15 protein-coding genes and 1 pseudogene are annotated in these 21,267 nt (G+C 65.7%); 6 read left to right on the top strand and 10 right to left on the bottom strand.

Annotated elements, in window-relative coordinates:
- Positions 1–155: 155 nt before the first annotated feature.
- Positions 156–2,420: a spermidine synthase gene (locus ACVISU_RS32015; protein WP_050401931.1), complete on the bottom strand. Its 2,265-nt coding sequence runs from the start codon at positions 2,418–2,420 to the stop codon at positions 156–158.
- A 180-nt stretch (positions 2,421–2,600) separates the two neighbouring features.
- Here ACVISU_RS32015 and ACVISU_RS32010 point away from each other — a divergent pair, with 180 nt between their 5' ends.
- The 3 genes from ACVISU_RS32010 (at position 2,601) to ACVISU_RS32000 (ending at position 6,143) form a co-directional block, all read left to right on the top strand.
- Complete coding sequence (locus ACVISU_RS32010; protein WP_456709585.1) at positions 2,601–4,202, top strand: phytoene desaturase family protein; 1,602 nt, start codon at positions 2,601–2,603, stop codon at positions 4,200–4,202.
- A 540-nt stretch (positions 4,203–4,742) separates the two neighbouring features.
- On the top strand, positions 4,743–5,630 hold the full coding sequence (locus tag ACVISU_RS32005; RefSeq protein WP_456709584.1) for a 50S ribosomal protein L11 methyltransferase: 888 nt from the start codon (positions 4,743–4,745) through the stop codon (positions 5,628–5,630).
- Between the two features lie 6 nt (positions 5,631–5,636).
- The gene (locus ACVISU_RS32000; protein WP_456709583.1) at positions 5,637–6,143 is read left to right on the top strand and encodes a hypothetical protein; all 507 of its coding nucleotides are present in this window, start codon (positions 5,637–5,639) and stop codon (positions 6,141–6,143) included.
- Positions 6,144–6,161: 18 nt separating this feature from the next.
- Here ACVISU_RS32000 and ACVISU_RS31995 read toward each other — a convergent pair whose 3' ends face one another.
- Positions 6,162–6,347: a hypothetical protein gene (locus ACVISU_RS31995; RefSeq protein WP_050401935.1), complete on the bottom strand. Its 186-nt coding sequence runs from the start codon at positions 6,345–6,347 to the stop codon at positions 6,162–6,164.
- A gap of 188 nt (positions 6,348–6,535) precedes the next feature.
- On the opposite strand from ACVISU_RS31995, the gene ACVISU_RS31990 reads away from it, so the two are divergent.
- Both ACVISU_RS31990 and ACVISU_RS31985 read left to right on the top strand, forming a co-directional pair.
- Entirely contained in the window at positions 6,536–8,365 is a 1,830-nt protein-coding gene (locus tag ACVISU_RS31990) for an aminopeptidase P family protein (protein WP_456709582.1), read from the top strand.
- A gap of 267 nt (positions 8,366–8,632) precedes the next feature.
- Positions 8,633–9,910 (top strand): multidrug effflux MFS transporter, encoded by a 1,278-nt coding sequence (locus tag ACVISU_RS31985; protein WP_456709581.1) that lies wholly within the window; start codon positions 8,633–8,635, stop codon positions 9,908–9,910.
- A gap of 164 nt (positions 9,911–10,074) precedes the next feature.
- On the opposite strand, the gene ligA is transcribed toward ACVISU_RS31985, so the two are convergent.
- On the bottom strand, positions 10,075–12,225 hold the full coding sequence (gene ligA, locus ACVISU_RS31980; RefSeq protein ID WP_456709580.1) for an NAD-dependent DNA ligase LigA: 2,151 nt from the start codon (positions 12,223–12,225) through the stop codon (positions 10,075–10,077).
- Between the two features lie 84 nt (positions 12,226–12,309).
- On the opposite strand from ligA, the gene ACVISU_RS31975 reads away from it, so the two are divergent.
- Positions 12,310–12,597 (top strand): GIY-YIG nuclease family protein, encoded by a 288-nt coding sequence (locus ACVISU_RS31975; protein ID WP_050401954.1) that lies wholly within the window; start codon positions 12,310–12,312, stop codon positions 12,595–12,597.
- Positions 12,598–12,690: 93 nt separating this feature from the next.
- Here ACVISU_RS31975 and recN read toward each other — a convergent pair whose 3' ends face one another.
- The 7 genes and pseudogenes from recN to ACVISU_RS31940 form a co-directional block, all read right to left on the bottom strand.
- The gene (gene recN, locus ACVISU_RS31970; protein WP_050401939.1) at positions 12,691–14,361 is read right to left on the bottom strand and encodes a DNA repair protein RecN; all 1,671 of its coding nucleotides are present in this window, start codon (positions 14,359–14,361) and stop codon (positions 12,691–12,693) included.
- Between the two features lie 13 nt (positions 14,362–14,374).
- The gene (locus ACVISU_RS31965; protein WP_050401940.1) at positions 14,375–15,283 is read right to left on the bottom strand and encodes an outer membrane protein assembly factor BamD; all 909 of its coding nucleotides are present in this window, start codon (positions 15,281–15,283) and stop codon (positions 14,375–14,377) included.
- 253 nt (positions 15,284–15,536) lie between these two features.
- The gene (gene lpxC / locus ACVISU_RS31960; protein WP_456709579.1) at positions 15,537–16,499 is read right to left on the bottom strand and encodes a UDP-3-O-acyl-N-acetylglucosamine deacetylase; all 963 of its coding nucleotides are present in this window, start codon (positions 16,497–16,499) and stop codon (positions 15,537–15,539) included.
- Between the two features lie 348 nt (positions 16,500–16,847).
- Complete coding sequence (gene ftsZ, locus ACVISU_RS31955; protein ID WP_456709578.1) at positions 16,848–18,632, bottom strand: cell division protein FtsZ; 1,785 nt, start codon at positions 18,630–18,632, stop codon at positions 16,848–16,850.
- 89 nt (positions 18,633–18,721) lie between these two features.
- A complete protein-coding gene (gene ftsA / locus ACVISU_RS31950) occupies positions 18,722–20,038 on the bottom strand; it encodes a cell division protein FtsA (protein WP_050401730.1) in 1,317 nt (438 codons plus the stop codon).
- Positions 20,035–21,045 carry a cell division protein FtsQ/DivIB gene (locus ACVISU_RS31945; protein ID WP_050401729.1) on the bottom strand — a complete coding sequence of 337 codons (1,011 nt, stop codon included), beginning with the start codon at positions 21,043–21,045 and terminating at the stop codon, positions 20,035–20,037. Before ACVISU_RS31945 ends, ftsA begins: the two co-directional genes overlap by 4 nt.
- Positions 20,985–21,254 (bottom strand): annotated as a pseudogene (locus ACVISU_RS31940) (hypothetical protein); the annotation flags it as partial. The gene ACVISU_RS31945 and the pseudogene ACVISU_RS31940, both read right to left, overlap by 61 nt.
- Between the last annotated feature and the right edge of the window lie 13 nt (positions 21,255–21,267).

Raw genomic sequence — 21,267 nt, 5'->3', positions numbered from 1 at the left:
CGGTTTGCCCCAAAGCGCGACGCCCGGTACACCGCCCGCCTCCTATGTACCCGATGACGAGGCCGGCTCGTTCGCCGATCGCTTCGGCGACAGGCCAGCGATTCGGCGATTGTCGTCCCGGTGGGACTAGAAGTTCGTCGGGCGACTGCTCGCGTCTATTGCTCCCCATCGCGCAGGCGGCGGTAGACCGCGCCCAGCACGTTCGAATAGTCGTCGGTCCAGACCCGCTGCTTCTCGTCGGCGTCGGTCTCGGTCCAGACGTCTGACGATGCGAGCTTGCCGACGTCGGCCTCCTCGCGCGCTGAGACCACGACCGAGGTCGAGAAGATGTACTCGTTGTCGCGGCCGGAATCCTCGCTGTAGACCCAGCTCTTCATGTCGTTGGCGTCGGCAATGCCGACCACGACGCTGGCGAGTTCGAGATGCCGGTTGGAGACGTGCATCACGACCGCGCCCTGCGGCGCCAGCTTCTCCTTGTAGATCGCCATCGCCTCCTCGGTTGCGAGGTGGATCGGGATCGCATCCGACGAATAGGCGTCGACGATGATGAGATCGTAGACGCCGTTCGGCTCCTTGGCGAAGGTCAGCCGCGCATCACCGATGACGGGCTTGAGGTCCGGCTCGCAGTTCTGGATGTAGGTGAAGTATTTCGGGTCGCGCGCGGTATCGACCATCGACTGGTCGATCTCGAAGAAGCGCCAGTCCTCGCCGGGGGCCGATGCACAAGTCAGCGTCCCCGAGCCAAGACCGATGACAGCCACTTTCAGCGGCGCGCCCTTGCGCTCGCGGATCGCTGATATCGCCCGGCCGATGCCGCCATCCTTGTGATAATAGCTGATCGGCTCCGGCCTTCCGCTGACCGGCGTGCCGTCATCGTTCTTGAACTTTTCGGCGCCATGGATCGTGGTGCCGTGCATCAGCACGTGGTACTGCCCGTTCGGCGTCACCACGATCTTGTGCACGCCGAAGAAGCTGCGCACGGTCTCGACGCGGCCGTCGTCGGATGGATAGGCGCGCAGCACCACCAGCGCGACGACCACGGTGGCGAAGATCTTCCAGCGATTGGCGTTCAGTGCGAGCGCGAGCAGCGCCGAGAGCACGCCGACTGCGCCTATCACCCACACCCGGTGGTCGTCGAGCCAGTTGAAGATGTCGCCAGCCGAATAGCTCGGCGCGATCAGCGCCACCGCGAGCACCGCGAGGAACGGCCAGTACCAGGCGCTCCAGCGCGGCAGCCGCTCCGCGCCGCCGGGCGGACGGCACAACGCCGCGAGCGCCAGCAGGATCGGATATTCGGCGATCCATGAGAAGGTGAACGGTGCGATCAGCCCTGCGAACAGGCCGCCGACCATGCCGCCGAACGACAGCGCGACATAGAAGCCGGTGAGATATTTCGCCGCAGGGCGGGTACGCGCGAGCTCGCCATGGCAGGCCATCGCAATGATGAAGAAGCAGAGCTGATGACCACCGAGCGTGAGCAGCAGGTTCTGCTCGCCGCCGACCGCGAGCAGGATCACGACGCCGGCGATCGCCAGCGGCTGCGCCAGCAGCATCCATTTGTGCGGCAGCAGCGGCCGCGACTGGAACACCAGTACCCAGGTCAACAGATACAGCGACAGCGGCAGCACCCAGAGCAAGGGCGCGGCCGCGACGTCGGTCGAGATGTGCGCCGTCACCGCGATCAGGAGGCCCGACGGCACGGCAGCCAGGAAGATCCAGCGCGCCCGTCGCGGCCAGGACGGCGCCGGCGCATCGACATCATCGACCTGCATATTGAGCGCGGCGGCATAGGCCGGCGAGCGCAACAGCAGCACGCCGCACCCTGCGATCAGAACGATCAGCAGCCCATAGCCGCCGGTCCAGATGAGATTCTGGGTGCGCAATGTGAACATCGGCTCGAGCAGCACCGGATAGGACAATAGCGCCAGGAAGCTGCCGATGTTCGAGGACGCATAGAGAAAATACGGGTCGGGGCCGTTGGGGTGTCCGGTGCGCACGAACCAGGCCTGCAGCAGCGGATTGTTGGCGGCGAGCGCGAAGAACGGCAGGCCGATCGAGACCGCGAACAGGCCGAGCAGCCAGACCGCGTAGCCCGAGGTCGGCGGCTCGCCCCAGCCGCTTTTGATCGACAGCGGCAATGTCAGCAGCGCGACGACGAGCAGCACCAGATGCACCACGACCGGCACCACACGGCCGTTCAGCTTCATCAGGAGATGCGCATAAGCGTAGCCGGCGAGCAGCAGCGACTGAAAGAACACCATCGCCACCGACCACACTGCCGGCGAGCCGCCGAGCCGCGGCAGCACCATCTTGGTAAACAGCGGCTGCACCGAGAACAGCAACAACGCGCTGACGAAGATCGCCGCGGTGTAGACAACCAGCACCAGCCGGTTTCGCGAGGCGGACGGCTCAGATGTCATGAAAGCTCCGGCATGGTCCCGGCGGGCGCCGGAGGCGGACGGTCCGGCGGCACCGCACCGGAGGATTTGAATTTGATCATACGGCAGTATCGCGGACAAGAAACCGCGGTCACGCGGACTTGACGACGCGGCGCTGCGGCGCCACAGCACATGCTCTAATCACTGCTTCTTGAAGCGGACATGAACGAAACAGACGTCGTCATCATCGGTGCGGGGCACAACGGCCTCACCTGCGCGGCCTATCTCGCGATGGCCGGGCTCAAGGTCAGGGTCGTGGAACGCCGCAAGGTGGTCGGCGGCGCCGCCGTCACCGAAGAGTTTTGTCCGGGCTTCCGCAATTCGGTCGCCGCCTACACGGTGAGCCTGCTCAACCCGCAGATCATCTCCGACCTGAAGCTTGCCGATCACGGCCTCAGGATCGTCGAGCGTCGCGCGCAGAACTTCCTCCCCGCACCCGACGGCAGTTATCTGCTGACCGGCGAAGGCCGCACCCGGCGGTCGGTGGCGAAACTCAGCCAGCGGGATGCAAACACAATCGGCGTGTTCTCGGGCGAACTCGAAGCCATCGCCGATGTGCTACGCCAATTCGTGCTGCGCGCGCCGCCGAACCTGGTCGAGGGTTTTGGCCTCGGCGCGATGAGTGAAGCCTTCAACGCGCTCGGCACCGCCAACATTCTGCGGCGGCTGTCGCTCGAGCAGCAGCGCAATCTGCTCGACCTGTTCACACGCTCGGCGGGCGAGATGCTCGACGAGCGCTTCGAGAACGACCTCGTCAAGGCGCTGTTCGGCTTCGACGCCATCGTCGGCAATTACGCCAGCCCCTACGCGGCCGGCTCGGCCTATGTGATGCTGCACCATGCGTTCGGCGAGGTGAACGGCAAGAAGGGTGTCTGGGGCCACGCGATCGGGGGCATGGGCGCGATCACCCTGGCGATGGCGCACGCCGCGCGCAGCCATGGCGTCGAGATCGAAACCGATGCCGGTGTCCGCGAGGTGATCGTCGAGAAGGATCGCGCCACCGGCGTCATCCTCGACAATGGCGAGACGGTACGCGCCAAATATGTCGTCTCCAACGTCAACCCGAAGCTGCTCTACACGCGCCTGGTGCCGGCGGGCGCACTGGCGAGCGAATTCCGCACGCGCATCGCGCGATGGCAGAACGGCTCCGGCACGTTCAGGATGAATGTGGCACTTGATTCCCTGCCCTCGTTCACGGCGCTGCCCGGCCCGGGCGATCACCTCACCGCCGGCATCATCATCGCGCCCGGTCTCGGCTACATGGATCGCGCCTGGCGCGATGCGCGCGAGCTCGGCTGGAGCCGCGCGCCCGTCGTCGAGGTGCTGATCCCCTCGACGCTCGACGACGGTTTGAGCCCGCCGGGCCAGCACGTCGCGAGCCTGTTCTGCCAGCACGTCGCGCCGCAATTGCCCGATGGCAAATCATGGGACGACCATCGCGAAGAGGTCGCTGACCTCATGATCGCGACCGTCGATCGCTACGCCCCCGGCTTCGCAGGCAGTGTGGTCGGCCGCCAGATCCTGTCGCCGCTCGACCTTGAGCGGCAGTTCGGCCTGCTCGGCGGCGACATCTTTCACGGCGCGCTGACGCTGAACCAGCTGTTCTCGGCGCGTCCGATGCTCGGCCACGCCGACTACCGCGGACCGCTCCGCGGTCTCTACCATTGCGGTTCCGGCGCCCATCCCGGCGGCGGGGTCACCGGCGCCCCCGGCCACAACGCCGCGCGGGCCGTGCTCACCGACCATCGCGCGCTGTTCGCATAGAACGGACGGCGCATCGGGCGCGCCGATGACGTGGCAAGCTGTGGACAGATCTGTTGAGAAGCTGTGGTCGACTGGAGGCAGACCTGGTGTCCCTTGGCGGGGACAATCAGTGAATCTCGCGGTGGACTACCTGTGGAACGGAGGCCGACAACCCCGGGACGACGCGCTGGATGTCTTGTGGACAGGCTACGTGAGGCGCTGTGGACAATCTGTCAAAAAGAAAACACCGGGCCTCATTGCCCGGTGCTTGCTCGAGAACGCCGTCTGCGAAATTACTTGAGCGAGCTGGCGACCGTGTTGAACGTCCCGCTCAGGTTCGAGCCGACACCGTTCACCGCAGCGATGATCGCGATGGCGATACCGGTCGCAATGGCTGCCCTGCCCTTGGTTGTGATCTCTTGGAACAGGGAGTTCCCGGTTCCGGAACCGGTACTACTATGGTGAAATCTAAAGTTGCTTGAACCGGGAACCTATCAATTCTCGCGATATTCGACTGAATGCGGCTTGAAATTTTAACAAAAACCGCGCTACCGGCCTCCAATGACCCCGTCCACACACCGCGCCAGCATCACCCTTCCGGACGAATCGACCGCAAAGCGCGTGGTCGACGCGCTTTCCGAGCTGTATTTCGAGGATCAGGCGGCTTTTGCGGCCTTCGAGCGGCCAGACGGCCGCTGGGACGTCACCGTCCACTTTGCCGAGGCGCCGGACCAGGCCTCGCTGCGCGAGCTCATTGGTCAGGTGGTGTCGCGGCAGGACGTCGCATCGACTTTGGTATTTGATACGGTCGAGGCAAAGGACTGGGTCAAGGCCAGCCTGGAGGATCTGGTCCCGGTCGCGGCCGGCCGGTTCATCGTCCACGGCCAGCATGACCGGTACAGGATACCGCCAAACAAGCTAGGGATCGAGATCGAGGCGGCGCTCGCCTTCGGGACCGGCCATCACGGCACCACGCGCGGCTGCCTGCTGCTGCTCGACCATGTGCTGAAAGCCTATCAGCCACGCCGGGTGCTCGATCTCGGCACCGGGACCGGCGTGCTGGGGATTGCCGCCGCCAAGGCGCAGCATCGCAAGGTGCTGGCGAGCGATATCGACCCGCCGTCGGTCAAGGTCGCCGAGGAGAACGCCCGGCTGAACGGGGCAGGACATCTGGTGGATGTGATCCGTGCCACCGGCTTTGCGTCGCCGCGGTTTGCCGAGGACGGGCCGTTCGATCTGGTGCTCGCCAACATCCTCGCCAATCCGCTGCGTCAGCTGGCGGGACCGATGGCGCTGCACCTCGCTCCGTCCGCGCAGGTCATCCTCTCGGGCTTGCTGACCCATCAGGCGCCGGCGGTCATTGCCGCCTATCGCGCCCGAGGGCTGGTGCCGCTGCGGCATCTGAAGATCGAGGGCTGGAGCAGCCTGCTGCTGCACTCGGTAAGGTGAGATGAAATGACCGCGACCGGCAGACAGTGCGGCGACTGCACGCTCTGCTGCAAGGTGATGGCGATCGAGGAGCTGGCGAAGCCCGCCGACAAATGGTGCCCGCATTGCAGGCCCGGACGCGGCTGCCAGATCTATCCAGGCCGGCCGGCGGAATGCCGCTCGTTCAGCTGCGTCTGGCTGGTCAACGAACTCTTGGAGGAGCACTGGAAGCCCTCCCGATCGAAGCTCGTCCTGACCACGTCGGACGACGGCCTCGAGGTCAGATGCGATCCGGGCTTCCCCGATGCCTGGCGCAGGCAACCGTTTCGCAACGACCTCAGGGAATGGGCAAAATCCGGCGAGACACTCGACATGACCGTCGTCGTCATCGCCGGCCAGCGCATGACGCTGCTGACGGTGGAGCGCGAATTCGATCTGGGCATTGTCGGCCCTGACGAGCGGATCGTGCGCGAGCTCGAAGGCACCAAAGTCGTCAACGTGACCGTGGCGAAGGCATCGGACCTCGCGCGGTAAGCGGAATCTGCGGGTTGGCTATTTCGGCGCGAGGGAATCGCGGCCGGGCGTCTCGACCTTGTCCTGACCGGCTGCACGCCTGGCCCGTGCCTCGACCAAACGGTCGAGCATCTGCACGATGACGCCACGTTGCTTCTGCTCGATCGGAGGGATCGGGCCGCGGGGGACCGGCGGCGAGATCTTCTCAAACGTGAATGCAGGCATCGTGCTTCTCCTCACCGTTGAGTTGAGACACTCCTGGACACTCCGCGTACGCTTGACCAACGACGGTGGACATCGTCAGGTCATTTCTACTATGCCATGTTTCAAGCACAAGTAATGCCAAAAATGTGGTCATGCCTTGCGTGCGTTGGCAACAAGCTCATGCTGCATCCGAAGAGAGTGCGACGGCGATGTTCGAAGCCCATTTCCAAACGTTCGAAGAGCCCGAAGGCGGCGTGGCGCTGACCGCACGCTTGAGCGCGCTGCGCGAGGAACTGGCGCGGCGCAAGCTGACCGGGTTTGTGGTTCCGCGTGCCGATCAGCAGCAGAATGAGTATGTTGCGGCGTCCGAGGAGCGGCTCGCCTGGCTGACCGGCTTCACCGGATCGGCCGGGCTCGCGGTCGTGCTGAGCAAGGAAGCCGCCCTGTTCGTCGACGGGCGCTACACGCTGCAGGCCGGCAAGCAGGTCGATCGCAAGGCCTGGCAGGTCGAGCCGCTGGTCGAGCCGCCACCGGAGCACTGGCTGACCCGGCACCTGGCGGCCGGCGACCGCCTAGGATTTGACCCCTGGCTGCACACTTCTGCGGCAGCCGAACGGCTGGCCGCGGCCTGCGCCAAGGCCGGCGCCGAGCTGATCGCCGTCGACGGCAACCCGATCGATACGGTCTGGCACGAACGGCCGGCCCCGCCGCTCGGCCCGGTTGCGATCCACGGCACGCAGTTTTCCGGTGAGATCGAGGCCGAGAAGCTGAAGCGCATCCGGCTCGAGATCAGCAAGCTCGGAGTCGATGCGCTGGTGCTCTCCGACAGCCACGCGGTGGCCTGGACCTTCAACATCCGCGGCGCCGACGTCTCGCACACGCCGCTGCCGCTGTCCTACGCGCTGGTGCCGAAGGAAGGCCGGCCGCTGGTGTTCATCGATCACCGCAAGCTGTCCAATGCGACCCGCGACCATCTCGAACAGTCCGCCGATGTCGAGGAGCCGGCCGCGCTGACGCCAAAACTGACCGAGCTCGCCAAACGCGGCGCCTCGATCGCACTCGACAGCGCGACCGCGGCCGACGCGTTGAGCCGCCTGATCTCCGGCGCTGGCGGCAAGCCGGTGCGCGGCAACGATCCGGTCAGCCTGCTGAAGGCGGTCAAGAACCTCACCGAGATCGACGGCACGCGGACGGCGCATCGGCGCGACGCGGTGGCGCTGACGCGCTTCCTCGCCTGGATCGACCGCGAGGCGCCCTCCGGCCACCTCACCGAGATCGACACCGTCGAGGCTTTGGAGACCTTCCGCCGCCAGACCGGCGCGCTGAAGGACGTCTCATTCCCGACCATCGCCGGCACCGGGCCCAACGGCGCCATCGTGCATTATCGCGTGACGCGCAAGAGCAACCGCCGCATCGCGCCCGGCGACCTCCTGCTGATCGATTCCGGCGCGCAATATGAGGACGGCACCACCGACGTCACCCGCACCATCGCGATCGGCAAGCCGACCGACGAGATGCGCGACCGCTTCACCCGCGTGCTGCGCGGCCATATCGCGATCGCCCGCGCGATCTTCCCCGACGGCACCACCGGCGCGCAGCTCGACAGCTTCGCGCGGCAATATCTCTGGCAGGCCGGGATCGATTTCGAACACGGCACCGGCCACGGCGTCGGCAGCTATCTCAGCGTCCATGAGGGCCCGGCGCGGATTTCCAAGCTCGGCACCACGCCGCTGAAGCGCGGCATGATCCTGTCCAACGAGCCGGGCTACTACAAGACCGACGCCTACGGCATAAGGATCGAGAACCTCGAGCTCGTGATCGGCACCGACATTGCCGGCGCCGAGAAGCCGGTCAACGCATTCGAGACCCTGACCCTGGCGCCGATCGACCGCCGCCTGATCGAGGTCGGCCTGCTGAGCGACGGCGAATTGAGCTGGCTCAACGACTACCACGCCCGCGTCGCGCGCGTGGTGCGCCCGCATCTCGACGACAACGCCACCAAGCTGTGGCTCGACGAGGCGACGGCGACGCTGACGTAGCGCCGCGCAAGCATCCGCACAATCGGGGTCACCGCCGCACTCGGTGTCATCCTCCGCGAAAGCGGGGGATCCAGTACGCCGGCGCCCATCGGTTCAAACACGTCTGTCTCTGGAATACTGGGTCCCCCGCTTTCGCGGAGGAGGACAGCGGTGATTGTTGTTGCGTGAGGCGAAACGTCGCCCGAATGCATGGGCGTATGCCGAAACACGCGTATTCCGCGCGAACGGGCACGCTACAGTCATTGCACAATGCTGGATCAGACCTGAATGCACGGCGTGATGGGCAAGCCGCCAGGCGCGGCTACAAATAACATCGCGACATCGAAGGTCATGCTGCTGATGCTCGTCGTGATGACGGGCGTCGCGCCGATCTCGCTCTACATGCTGGTCCCGGCGCTGCCGGTGCTGGCGACCACGTTCGGCCGCGACATTTCCATCGCGCAGATGACCGTGTCGCTCTACATGGTCGGCATCGCGCTGTCGCAGCTGATCATGGGGCCGCTGTCCGACAAATTCGGCCGCCGCCCGGTGCTGCTGTCGGGCCTCGGCCTGATGGTGGTGGCCGGCATCGGCTCCGTGTTCGCCGAGACCCTGCCGCAGCTGATCGCCGCGCGCTTCTTCCAGGCGCTTGGCGGCGCCAGCGGCATGGTGATTAGCCGCGCCATCATCCGCGATCTCTACCCGCGCGAGCGGGTCGGCGCCATGATCAGCCTCGTCGTCGCCGCGCTGATGATCGCGCAAATGGTGAGCCCGCTCACCGGCGGCCTTTTGGAGACCACATTCGGCTGGCGCGCGATCCTCTATTTCATCACCGCGGCGTCGCTGGCCGTGACGATCTTCATCGCGCTGGCGCTACCCGAAACCCGCCGCGACCGCGCCGACAGCTCCAGCTTCCGCGGCGACCTCGGCAAGCTGATGCGCAGCCGCGCCTTCGTCGGCTACCTGCTGTGCCAGGTGCTGGCGTCGCAGATCATCTTCGCCTTCGCCGGCGGCGGTCCCTATATCGTCGTCACCCAGATGGGTCGCAGCAGCGCCGAATACGGCGCGTGGTTCGCGATGACCGGGTTCGGCTACTTCGTCGGCAATCTGTTGTGCGTGCGGTTCGCGCCGCGGCACTCGCTGGAGAAACTGATCTGGTTCGGCCTCGCGCTGCAGGTCGGCGGCAGTCTCTTGAACCTGATCTGGAGTTTCACTGGAGCAAACCAGGCGCCGCTCTGGCTGTTCGGAACCCAGATGATCGTGATGGTCGCCAATGCCTTCGTGATGGCCAACTCCGCCGCAGGTGCCATCAGCATCCGCCCCGAGGCCGCCGGCACCGCGTCCGGCGCCATGGGCTTCCTGCAGCAGGGCATCGGCGCGCTGATCTCGCAATTCGGTGCCTATCTCGGCGGCCACTCGACCACGACGCTGCCGCTGACATCGGCTCTCTTCGCGATCTCGATCGCCTGCGCCTGCACCATGATCTTCGTGGTGCCGCGGCGGAACTTGGTGGTGAGCGAAGAGCTGATCGCGCAGGCCGAAGAGGATGAACAAGGGATGATGTGAGGCGTATGGCGTGAGGAGCGCTGCGCTCCACTCTCCTGTCGTCATCCCCCGCGCATGCGGGGGATCCAGTACGCCGCGACCTATCGGCTCAACAATAACTGCCTCTGGAATCCTGGTCCCCGCTTTCGCGGAGGACGACAGTGGAGAATGCGGCACGGCCGCGCCTACTCCCCGATCAGCTTCAGCCACTCGTCCTCGGTCAGCACCTGCACGCCGTGCTTCTGCGCCTCAGCGAGCTTCGAGCCGGCGCCCGGCCCGGCGACGACATAGTCGGTCTTCTTCGACACCGAGCCCGCAGCCTTGGCCCCTAACCGCTCGGCGGTTGCCTTGGCCTCGTCGCGGGTCATCTTTTCGAGCGAGCCGGTGAACACCACGGTCTTGCCGGCCACCACCGAATTGCTCTTCGGCTTCTCGGCGTCGACGATCTCGTCGAGCTCCCCGGTCAGCCGCTCGACGATGCCACGGTTGTGGCTCTCGCCGAAATAGTCAGCGATGCTCTTGATCACGGTGTCGCCGATCTGGTCGAGCGCATCCATCTCCGCGATCGCCTCCTCGTCGCCCTTGGCGACCCTGAGGCAGGCGTCGTGGAACGCGTTCCATGAGCCGTAGCCGCGCGCCAGCGCCAGCGCGGTGGTCTCGCCGACATGGCGCATGCCGAGCGCGTAGATGAAGCGCTCCAGCCCGATCTTGCGGCGGCTGTCGATCGCGGCGAACAGGTTGCGCACCGATGTCTCGCCATAGCCTTCGATCTCCTCGAGCTTCAGCTTGGCGTTGCGCTTCGGCAGCGTGAAGATGTCGGCGGGCTCCCTGACCCAACCCTGGTCGAAGAAATATTGCAGCTGCTTGACGCCGAGGCCGTCGATGTCGAAGGCACGGCGCGACACGAACAGAATCAGGTGCTCGACCTTCTGGAACGGACAGGCGAACTCGCCGCTGCAGCGCAGCCGCGAGCCCTCCTCGCCGGTCGCGGTCTCCTCGCGCACCACGTCGGTGTGCAGCGGGCACGGGCACTTCTTCGGGAAGTGGAATTCCTTCGCGCTCTTCGGCCGCTTGTCGATCACGACGTCGACGACCTGCGGGATCACGTCGCCGGCGCGCTGGATCACAACGGTGTCGCCGATCCTGATGTCGCGCCCCTCGCGCAGCACCTCGCCTTTGTTGCCGATGCCCTTGATGTAGTCCTCATTGTGCAGCGTGACGTTCTGCACGATCACGCCGCCGACGCCGACCGGCTCGAGCTTGCCAACCGGCGTGAACGAGCCGGTGCGTCCGACCTGGATCTCGATGTCGCGCAACACGGTCATGGCGCGCTCGGCCGGGAATTTGTGCGCGATCGCCCAGCGCGGCGTGCGCGACACGAAGCCGAGCCGCTCCTGCCAGTCGATGCGATCGACCTTGTAGACGACGCCGTCGATGTCGTAGTCGAGCTCGGCGCGCTGCTCCTCGATCTTGCGGTGGAACGCGATCAATTCCTCGACCGAGTGGCACAGCTTGGTCAGCGGATTGGTCTTGAAGCCGCAGCGCTCGAACCAGCGGATCATGCCGGTCTGCGTATCCTCCGGCATCGCGCTCATCTCGCCCCAGGCGTAGGCAAAGAAGCCGAGCGGCCGCGAGGCGGTGATGCCGGGATCCTTCTGCCGCAGCGAGCCGGCCGCCGAATTGCGCGGATTGGCGAAGATGGTGTCCCCGGCGGCTTTCTGCCGCTCGTTCAGCGCGAGGAAGGCTTTCTTGGTCATGTAGACCTCGCCGCGCACCTCACAAATCTCGGGCACGTTGCGGCCCTTGAGCTTCTGCGGCACATCCTCCAGCGTGCGGATGTTCGCGGTGACGTCCTCGCCTTCGGCGCCGTCGCCGCGCGTCGCTGCGGTAACGAGTTCGCCGCCCTCGTAGCGCAGCGACATCGAGAGGCCATCGATCTTCGGCTCGGCCGAGAAATCGATCCTGTCATCCGGCAGCTTGAGAAAGCGCGTGATGCGTCCGACGAAGTCGACTACGTCGGCTTCCGCAAATGCATTGTCGAGCGACAGCATCGGGACGGAATGGCGGACCTTCTTGAAGCGCCCTGACGGCGCGGCGCCGACCTTCTGCGACGGCGATTCCGCGGTGACGAATTCGGGGAAGCGCTTCTCGATCGTGTTGTAGCGCTGCCGCAGCGCATCGTATTCGGCATCGGTGACGCTGGGTGCGTCGTCCTGGTAGTAGCGCTTGTCGTGGCCTTCGAGCTCGAGCGCAAGGCGCATCAACTCGACCTTGGCCTGGGCCTTGGTGAGCTTGTCGACGTCGGGGGGTGTTTTCTTTATTGCTGCTTTGGCCATGCGACGGGGGCGCTATAGTTTTCCGTCATTCCAGGGCGGTCCGTCAGGGCCGAACCCGGAATGACAGTGTGGGAAATGAGGCTCATGTCGTACTATGTGTACATTCTAGCAAGTCGACGAGACGGGGCAATCTATGTTGGGATCACCAACGATCTCGTGCGGCGGATCTACGAACATCGAGTGAAGGCCGTCCCAAGCTTCACATCCAAATGCAACATCACGCAGCTCGTATGGTTCGAAATCTACGATGATCCGATCTCAGCCATAACGCGTGAGAAAGAGCTGAAGAAGTGGAAGCGGGCCTGGAAAATCGAGCTGATCGAAGCGACCAACCCGCAGTGGAATGACTTGTACGAGTCGATCTGTATCTGAGGTCATCATTCCGGGGCATCGCGCAGCGATGAACCCGGAATCTCGAGATTCCGGGTTCGATGCTTCGCATCGCCCCGGAATGACAGTGAACAACTAACTCGCCGCCCTGAGCAGCCGTTCCGCCGCAGCCCTCGCCTCCGCGGTGATCTCGGCGCCGGCCAGCATGCGCGCGATCTCCTCGCGGCGGTGGTCGGCGGCGAGCGCGTTGACGCGGGTGGCGACCCGCTTGCCCTTGTCGAGCGCATCCTTGGAGATCAAAAGATGCTGGCTGGCCCGGGCTGCGACCTGCGGCGCATGCGTCACCGCCATCACCTGGACCTTGCCGGCGAGACGCGCCAGCCGCGAGCCGATCGCGTCCGCCACGGCGCCGCCGACGCCAGTGTCGATTTCGTCGAACACCAAGGTGGGCGCCGAGCCGCGATCGGCCAGCACCACCTTCAGCGCCAGGAGGAAGCGCGACAACTCGCCGCCGGAGGCGACCTTCATCATCGGCCCCGGCTTGGTGCCCGGATTGGTCTGGACCCAAAACTCGACGCGGTCGATGCCCTGCGGTCCCGGCGCGGCGGCATTGGGCTCGACCTGGGTCATGAATTTCGCACGCTCGAGCTTGAGCGGCGCGAGTTCGGCATTGACGGCCTTGTTGAGCTTCTCGGCCGCCTTGGTGCGCGCTGCCGACAGCTTTGCCGCCGCGGCAGCATAGCGCTTGTCGGCCTCAGCGGCGGCCGCTTCCAGCTTCTTCAGCTGATCGGCGCCGGCATCGATCAGCGCGACGTCACCGGCATATTGCGCCGCCAGCGCCGCCAGCAGATCGACCGGCGTCGAATATTTGCGCGAGGCGGCGCGCAGCGCGAACAGCCGCTCCTCGATTCGCTCGAGCTCGGCCGGATCGAAATCGGTCGCCGCCAGCGCCGCGTGGAGATGCTGGTCTGCCTCTTCCAGCGCGTTGATCGCGACATCGATCGCCTTCACGGCCGGCTCGATCAGGCTGGGTGCATTGGCGGCGCGCCGCTCCAGCCGCCGTACCGCAGCCGACAGGGCCGACACCGGCGAATGCGAGCCGCCGATCGCCTCCTGCGCCTCGCGCAGATCGGTCGCGACCTTCTCGCCCTGCATCATGGTGGTGCGGCGGTTGGCGAGCTCGGTCTCCTCGCCCTCCTTCGGCGCCAGCGTCTTCAGCTCCTGCGAGGCATGGCGCAGATAGTCGGCCTCGCGCGCGGCGCGCTCCATGCCTGCGCGATGTTCTTCGAGCGCGGTGCTCGCGGTCCGCCTGATCTCCCACAGCGCCTCCAGCGCCGCGACGTCCTTCTCGTGTCCGGCGAAGGCGTCGAGCAGCTGGCGATGGGTGGAGGCGTCGACCAGAGCACGCTCATCGTGCTGGCCGTGGATCTCGACCAGGACCGCGCCGACCGCCTTCAGGGTCTGCACGCTGATCGCCTGGTCGTTAATGAAGGCGCGGGTGCGGCCGTCGGCGAGTTGCACGCGGCGCAGGATCATCTCACCGGTGTCGTCGAGGCCGTTTTCGGCGAGGATTTTTGCGGCCGGGTGCCCCTTGGGGACATCGAACGTGGCGGTGACCTGGCCCTGCTCGGCGCCATGGCGCACCAGTCCGGCATCGCCGCGGCCGCCGAGCGCCAGCGCAAAGGCATCGAGCAGGATGGATTTGCCGGCACCGGTTTCGCCGGTCAGCACCGCCAGACCACGGGAAAATTCGATATCGAGCCGTTCGATCAGGACGATGTCACGGATCGACAGACGGGCCAGCATGCGAGGACAATTCCTAGCCGAGACCTATCTTCTTGAAGGTCCTGCTGATCCAGGATCCCTGATTCTCGCTCGGCTCGAGACCGCCGGACTTTACTAGATTATACGCGTCCTTGTACCAGCGGCTGTCCGGAAAATTGTGGCCAAGCACCGCGGCGGCGGTCTGCGCCTCGCCGGCGATGCCGATCGCCATATAGGCCTCGGTGAGCCGGTAGAGCGCCTCTTCGACGTGGCGGGTGGTCTGGTACTGCGTGACCACGGTCTTGAAGCGGTTGATCGCGGCGGTGAAGTCGCGCTTCTCGATGTAATAGCGCCCGACCGCCATTTCCTTGCCGGCGAGCTGGTCGCGCGCAGCCTGAATCTTGACCTTGGCCTGGGTGGCGTATTCCGAGGTCGGATATTTGCGCACCACCTCTTCGAGCGCTGCGATCGCCTTCTCGGTGCGGCTCTGGTCGCGCGAGATGTCCGGGATCTGGTCGAAATGCGATGCCGCGATCAGGTATTGGGCGTAAGCGGCGTCCGGGCTGCCGGGATGCAGCGTGACGTAGCGGGTGGCCGACCCGATGCAACTATCGTAGTCGCCCGCCTGGTAATACGAATAGGCCGACATCAGGAGCGACTTGCGCGCCCAGTCCGAATAGGGATGCTGACGGTCGACTTCCTCGAACTTCTTCGAAGCGGCCTTCAGATCCTTCTTCTCGTTCATCATGTACAAGCCCTCATTGTAGAGCTTGTCCGCGGGCTCATCGACGAAGGTATCGTCCTTGGCCATGAACTTGTCCCACAGCGCGCCGGTGCCGCAGCCCGAGAGCGGCAATGCCAGCACGATCAGGCCCGCGGCGAAACGCAGCGTGCGCACGGCCTTGGTCAGGCCGGAGACGTCAGAAGAATTGCGTTGTTCGAGCGCCATACGCATTGCCGACATGGATTGTAAAACCTGACGCCTTTGATGCGGTTAACGGCGACCCCACTCCACCCATGAACCGCAATCATGGATGCAATATCTCTCGATCTCTCGCGCCGTTGGCGCCCGTACCAAGGCAGCCGCGGGCCTCTTTAACCGAAAAATGACCGTCGACCAACCGAATAGGGAGCCAATCCGCCGGGAATAAGGCGACCCAGGGAAGCTTACAGCCTGCTGTGGCTATTACGGAAATCGGGCTGACCGCCTGCGGCGATCAGGACACGTCCGGACCGTAGGCCGGGGCGACGAGGCCCCCCACCGCGCTGGCACCGGCTTCGACATGGCCGCGGACCGGGCGCCGGGCGGTCTCCGATTCGACCACGCGCCAGGCGCCGCGGTCGGCGAGCAGCGCCTTCAGCACTGCGTTGTTGAGCTTGTGGCCGCCACGGACCGAACGGTAGCTGCCGAGCAGCGGCAGGCCGGCCAGCGCGAGATCGCCAATCACGTCGAGCACCTTGTGGCGAGCGCACTCGTCGGCGTAGCGCAGGCCCTCGGCGTTGAGCAGACGGGCCTCGTCGAACACCACCGTGTTGTCGAAGGAGGCGCCAAGCGCGAAGCCAGCGCCCCACAGCCGCGCCACGTCATTCATGCAGCCGAAGGTACGGGCTCGCGCGATTTCGCGGCGGAAGCCTTCCGGCGACAGATCGAAGGCGTAGGTCTGATGACCGATCACCTTGTTGGCGAAATTGATTTCGACTTCGGCCCGGAACCCGCCGGCGAACGGACGCAGCTCGCCCATCGCATCGCCGATCTTGACCTGCACCGGCTTCAGCACCTGGATAAAGCGGCGGACCGCGGGCTGGGTCACTATGCCGGCCTGGTCGATGGCCGCGACGAACGCCGCAGCGCTACCGTCCATGATCGGAACTTCGGCTCCGTCGACCTCGATCGTGGCGTTGTCGACGCCCATGCCGCGCAGCGCGGCGAGAACATGCTCCGCGGTCGAAACCAGCGGCCCTTCACGGTCACCCAGCACCGTCGCAAACTCAGTTGCGATAACGGCGTCGGCGGTGGCGGTAATTTCGCGGTCGGCACCGTCGAGACCGGTGCGGACAAAAATAAAACCCGCATCAACAGGTGCAGGTCCCAGCGTGAGACTAACAGGAAGACCGGAATGAACGCCTACGCCAGTCACGGTGGCTTGCGACCGAAGCGTTGTCTGACGGCTGAACTTCATTCGATAATGCCCACTACCCGACTTCACTCAATTCAAGTGGCCAAACTTCCCCAAGGCCGACTCGCTTGAGCTCCCCAAGTCCCGGCAGACCATAGTGATTGCCCTAAACCGCGCCAACTCACGCTTGTTTACCGATTGTTACCCCACCTCTGCCGCATTCGCGCCCAAGGTTAACCAAATTGCAGCAGCGAAAACGGCCTCGGCGAGCGGTCATCTGATCACCGAAAGAATAATTAATCATTTAAAATCAGTTGCTTGTTTGCGAGGCGCAGCCCCTGCCCGCGAAAAGAAAGAGGCCCCGGCGGTTCCCCGCCGGGGCCTTGTTCGTCGTCAAAGTTGTAACAAACTTCAGTTTGCCTGCCGGCGTAGGAAGGCCGGGATATCAAGATGGTCGTCACCCTGTGGCGCCGGGGCAACAGGCGCCTGGCGGCCATGGGCGTCCAGTCCCTGCGGCGCCGGGCGCTTCGCATACTCAGATACCGGCGATTCGTTCGCCGATATCTGCTGGGCAACGCTGCGGGCCGGCTTGCGCTCGGGCAGCGGCGGCATCGTCGGCATCGCCGGACCCGAGGCACGGGCCGCGATCGGCGGCTCGGTCTCTTCGTCGCGGCGCCCGAGGCCGACATTGGCCAGCCGCTGCAGCAGCGACAGCCGGGTCTTCTGCGGGTGCTCTGCCTCGCCGTCGCCGCTGGCCTGGCGGATCTCCGCCTGTGCCGGCATCGGCAGATCCTCGAACTTCGGCATCCGCGGGGCACGGACCGGCGACCGCTCCGCCGCCTGCGGGATGAAGGTCTCGGGCGGCATCGGCTCGTGCTGCTCGGCGCGGGCCGCCTCGTGGTCCGGGAACAACGTCGGCTTCTGGGCGATCGGCCGCACGGTGACGTCACCGTAGGAGGCCGGCTGCATCGGCGCCTGCGCCGGTGCGCTGTCCGGGGCGACCGCGGCAGCGATTGCCGCGAGCGCTGCGCGCTCGACGGCCGGACGCTGCTGGGGTGCGGCGGAAGCGGCAATCGGAGCAACCGTCACGCCCGTCGGCGGCTCGAGCTTCTGGGCACGCTCGGCCATGCGCTGATTGTCGGCACGCAGGCGGGCGGTCAGATCGGCCAGCCGGCTCTCGGGCGAGCCGCCCGACTGCTGCGCCGGCGCCTGGGCGCGGGAAGCGATCGCGGCCTGCTCGATACCGGTTGCGACCACCGAGACGCGAATGATGCCGTCGAGCGATTCGTCGAAGGTGGCGCCGACGATGATGTTGGCGTCGGCATCGACTTCTTCGCGGATGCGGGTTGCCGCTTCGTCGACCTCGAACAGCGTGAGGTCCTTGCCGCCCGTGATCGAGATCAACAGGCCGCGGGCACCCTTCATCGAGCTGTCGTCGATCAGCGGGTTGGCGATCGCAGCTTCGGCGGCGGTCAGCGCACGCTTCTCGCCGGTGGCCTCGCCGGTGCCCATCATCGCCTTGCCCATTTCCCGCATCACGGCGCGGACGTCGGCGAAGTCGAGGTTGATCAGGCCTTCCTTGACCATCAGGTCGGTGATGCAGGCGACGCCCGAGTACAGCACCTGGTCGGCCATCGCGAACGCGTCGGCGAAGGTGGTCTTCTCGTTGGCGACCCGGAACAGGTTCTGGTTCGGGATGATCAGCAGCGTGTCGACCACCTTGTGGAGCTCGGAGATGCCGTGCTCGGCGGTACGCATGCGGCGCTGACCCTCGAAGTGGAACGGCTTCGTCACCACGCCGACGGTGAGGATCCCCATCTCGCGAGCGGCCTTGGCGATCACGGGCGCAGCACCCGTGCCGGTGCCGCCGCCCATGCCGGCGGTAACGAACACCATGTTGGCGCCGGTCAGGTGATCGCGCAGCTCGTCCATGACCTCCTGCGCGGCCGCAGCGCCGACATCAGGCTGCGATCCGGCGCCGAGCCCCTGGGTGACCTGGGTGCCCATCTGGATGATGCGCTGCGCCTTCGACATGGTCAGCGCCTGCGCGTCGGTGTTGGCGACGACGAAATCGACGCCCTGCAACCCGGCGGTGATCATGTTGTTGACGGCATTACCACCCGCGCCGCCGACGCCGAAGACGGTGATCCGCGGTTTCAGCTCGCTGATGTCAGGGGGTGTCAGATTGAGTGCCATGGTTGCCTCTCTCGATTATGCGCGCGTTGGTTCGTCCCGGCCGCTGGCCGCAGGAGCTGGTGAAAATGCAATGAGCCGGGGTGCGGTCATCAGAAGCCCTCGCGAAGCCATCGTCCGACCTTTCCGAAGTAACCGTCTGTCCCTGTCCTGAGCTGCCGCGTGCGCCGCGGTTCGACATGTTCAAGATGTGCGTATTGCGGATAGACCAAGAGACCCGTCGGCACCGAGAACGAGGCGCCCTTGGCCTCGTTCGGCAGCCGGCCGAAGCCGAGCGGGCGGCCGATGCGGACCTGACGGTTCAGGATACGGGTGGCAAGCTCGACGGTGCCGGTGAGCTGCGAGGCGCCGCCGCTCAATACGACGCGCGCCCTCGGCTCTGCCGCAAAGGGAGAATCCGCGAGCCGGTCACGGACCATTTCAAAAATCTCCTCGGCGCGATGCCGGACGATGTTGGCGATCGTGGCGCGGGACACGATTTGCGGAGTGTCCCGATCGTCGCCTGCAGTGGGAACGGACATCAGCTCGCGCGAGTCCGAACCGCCGGTCAGCACCGTGCCGTATAAAGTCTTGATTCGCTCGGCATCCGCAATGCACGCGCCGATGCCGCGCGCAAGATCCATGGTGATGTGTTGCCCGCCGAGCGCAAATCCGGATGCGTGCACGAGGCGGCCGCCGGAGTAGGTCGCGATCGTCGTCGAGCCCGCGCCCATCTCGACGACGGCGGCGCCGAGATCGGCCTCGTCATCAGTCAGCACCGACAGGCCCGCGACATACGGGCTCGACGCCATGGCTTCGACGTTGAGATGGCAGCGCTCGACCACCAGCATCAGGTTCTTGGCGACCGTCGCGTCCGACGTCACCACATTCATGTCGACGCCGAACTGGCGCGCCACCATGCCCCTGGGATCGCGGATGCCCTTGACGCCGTCGAGCGCGTAACCGACCGGCAGCGCGTGCAGCACGGTGCGGCCGGCGCCGGCGGCGTGGCGCATGCCGGCCGAGGTGACGCGGCTGATATCGTCCGCGGTCACCGAGCCGCCGTGGATATCGGCCGCGGCTTCAACCAGCTGGCCATGCAGCCGGCCGCCGGAGACCGACAGCAGGACGGATTCGACGCGGACCTTGGCCATGCGCTCGGCCAGCGCCACGGCATGGCGCACCGCCTTCTCGCATTCGGCGAGATCGACCACTGCGCCGGCCTTGACGCCGCGCGACTGGATCTGGCTGTAGCCGATCAATTCGACCGCATGGGTGCGGCCGCGCAGCGCCTCGTTCGGCGGCGACGGCTTGAGCCGCGCGATCATGCAGGCGATCTTGCTGGAGCCGATGTCGAGCGAAGCCACCATCGCGGTGCGCTTCGGCATCGGCCGGGTCTTCGGGGTCAGATTGCGGTCGAGGCCGGTCATGCGGAGTCACCCGGCTTCTTCTTGGACTTCTTGTCCTTGAACAATTCGTCCCGCGCCTTGCCGGCTTCCTCGGACAGTTGCACGACCAGCCGATCGGGCAGACGCATGTCGACGGCGACGATGTCGCGCGAGAACAGCTTTTCGTCCTTGTCGAGCTTGGAGAGCGCGGCCAGCGCGTTCCCGACGTCGTTCTCGGGCAGGCGGACGTCGAGCCCGTCCTTGAGGCGCAGGTTCCAGCGCCGCTCGCCGACGAAGATCGCGGCCTTGGTCACCGAACGCACCTGCGGGTAACGATCGAGCAGTGCCAGGAAGTCCTGCGCCCTGACATCGGCACCCTTGCCTACCACCAGCGGCAGATTGAGGAAGCGGCGCGTGACATAGGGCTCGAGCACCGCGCCGTCGGAGGCGATCACCGACAGGCGGCCGTTCTGCTGCCACAATGCGAAGGCGGTGCGCTCGACGATGTCGATCTGCAGCCGGCCCGGATAGAGTTTCAGGATCGTGGCGTCGGCGATCCAGGGATTGGCCTTCAGCTTGGCGCGCACGGTATCGGCGTCGAGGAACAGCAGCGAGGAGCGGCCGTTGACGCCGCCGATCGCAAGCACCTCGTCCTGGCTCAGCTGCTTGCGGCCGTTGATACCGACAGTGGTGATCCGGAAGCCCGCGGAATTGGCCAGCGCATTGCGGGTATCGCTGAGCGCGGTGGTGAACTCCTCGAGATGGCCGCCCCTGACGATGCCGAAGCCCAGGCTGCCGAACAGGATCGCGAGCGTCGCGACCAGGCCGATGCGGCGCGGCAGATAGCGTTCGAGCAGCAGGATGTAGCGGTTCGGCGGCTCGCGATCGATGATGACCTGCGGCCGCCCGGCGGGACGCCGGCGGCGGCGCGCGAGATGGGCGCCGACATACTCGCGCAGCAGCACCGCCGCTCCAATAGCGGCCGCTCTCAGGTCAGCTTGAGGCCCCAGCGATCGCAGCGACCGGGTGAGGCGTCCTGCACCATCCATTGCACGAGCTCGTCACATGTTTGCGCCCGCAAACCCTGCGGGGTCCCGGCACACGTGTCGTCTCGGCTAGACCGGTGGGATTAGAGTGGCCCCCTGTTCCCTGGTTGCGATCCTCGAAGCGGTAATCCGCGACAGCTCACGCCCCGGCAGCCAAGCGCTACATGCGCCGCCAGCGTTAACCTTCGGGCTTCCTGGTAAACAAATGGTAAAGGAGTTCAGCCT

It is taken from the genome of Bradyrhizobium sp. USDA 4452 (assembly GCF_054063575.1).
Note: the sequence above shows the minus strand (reverse complement) of the source record. Positions and strands in the feature narration are given on the sequence as shown.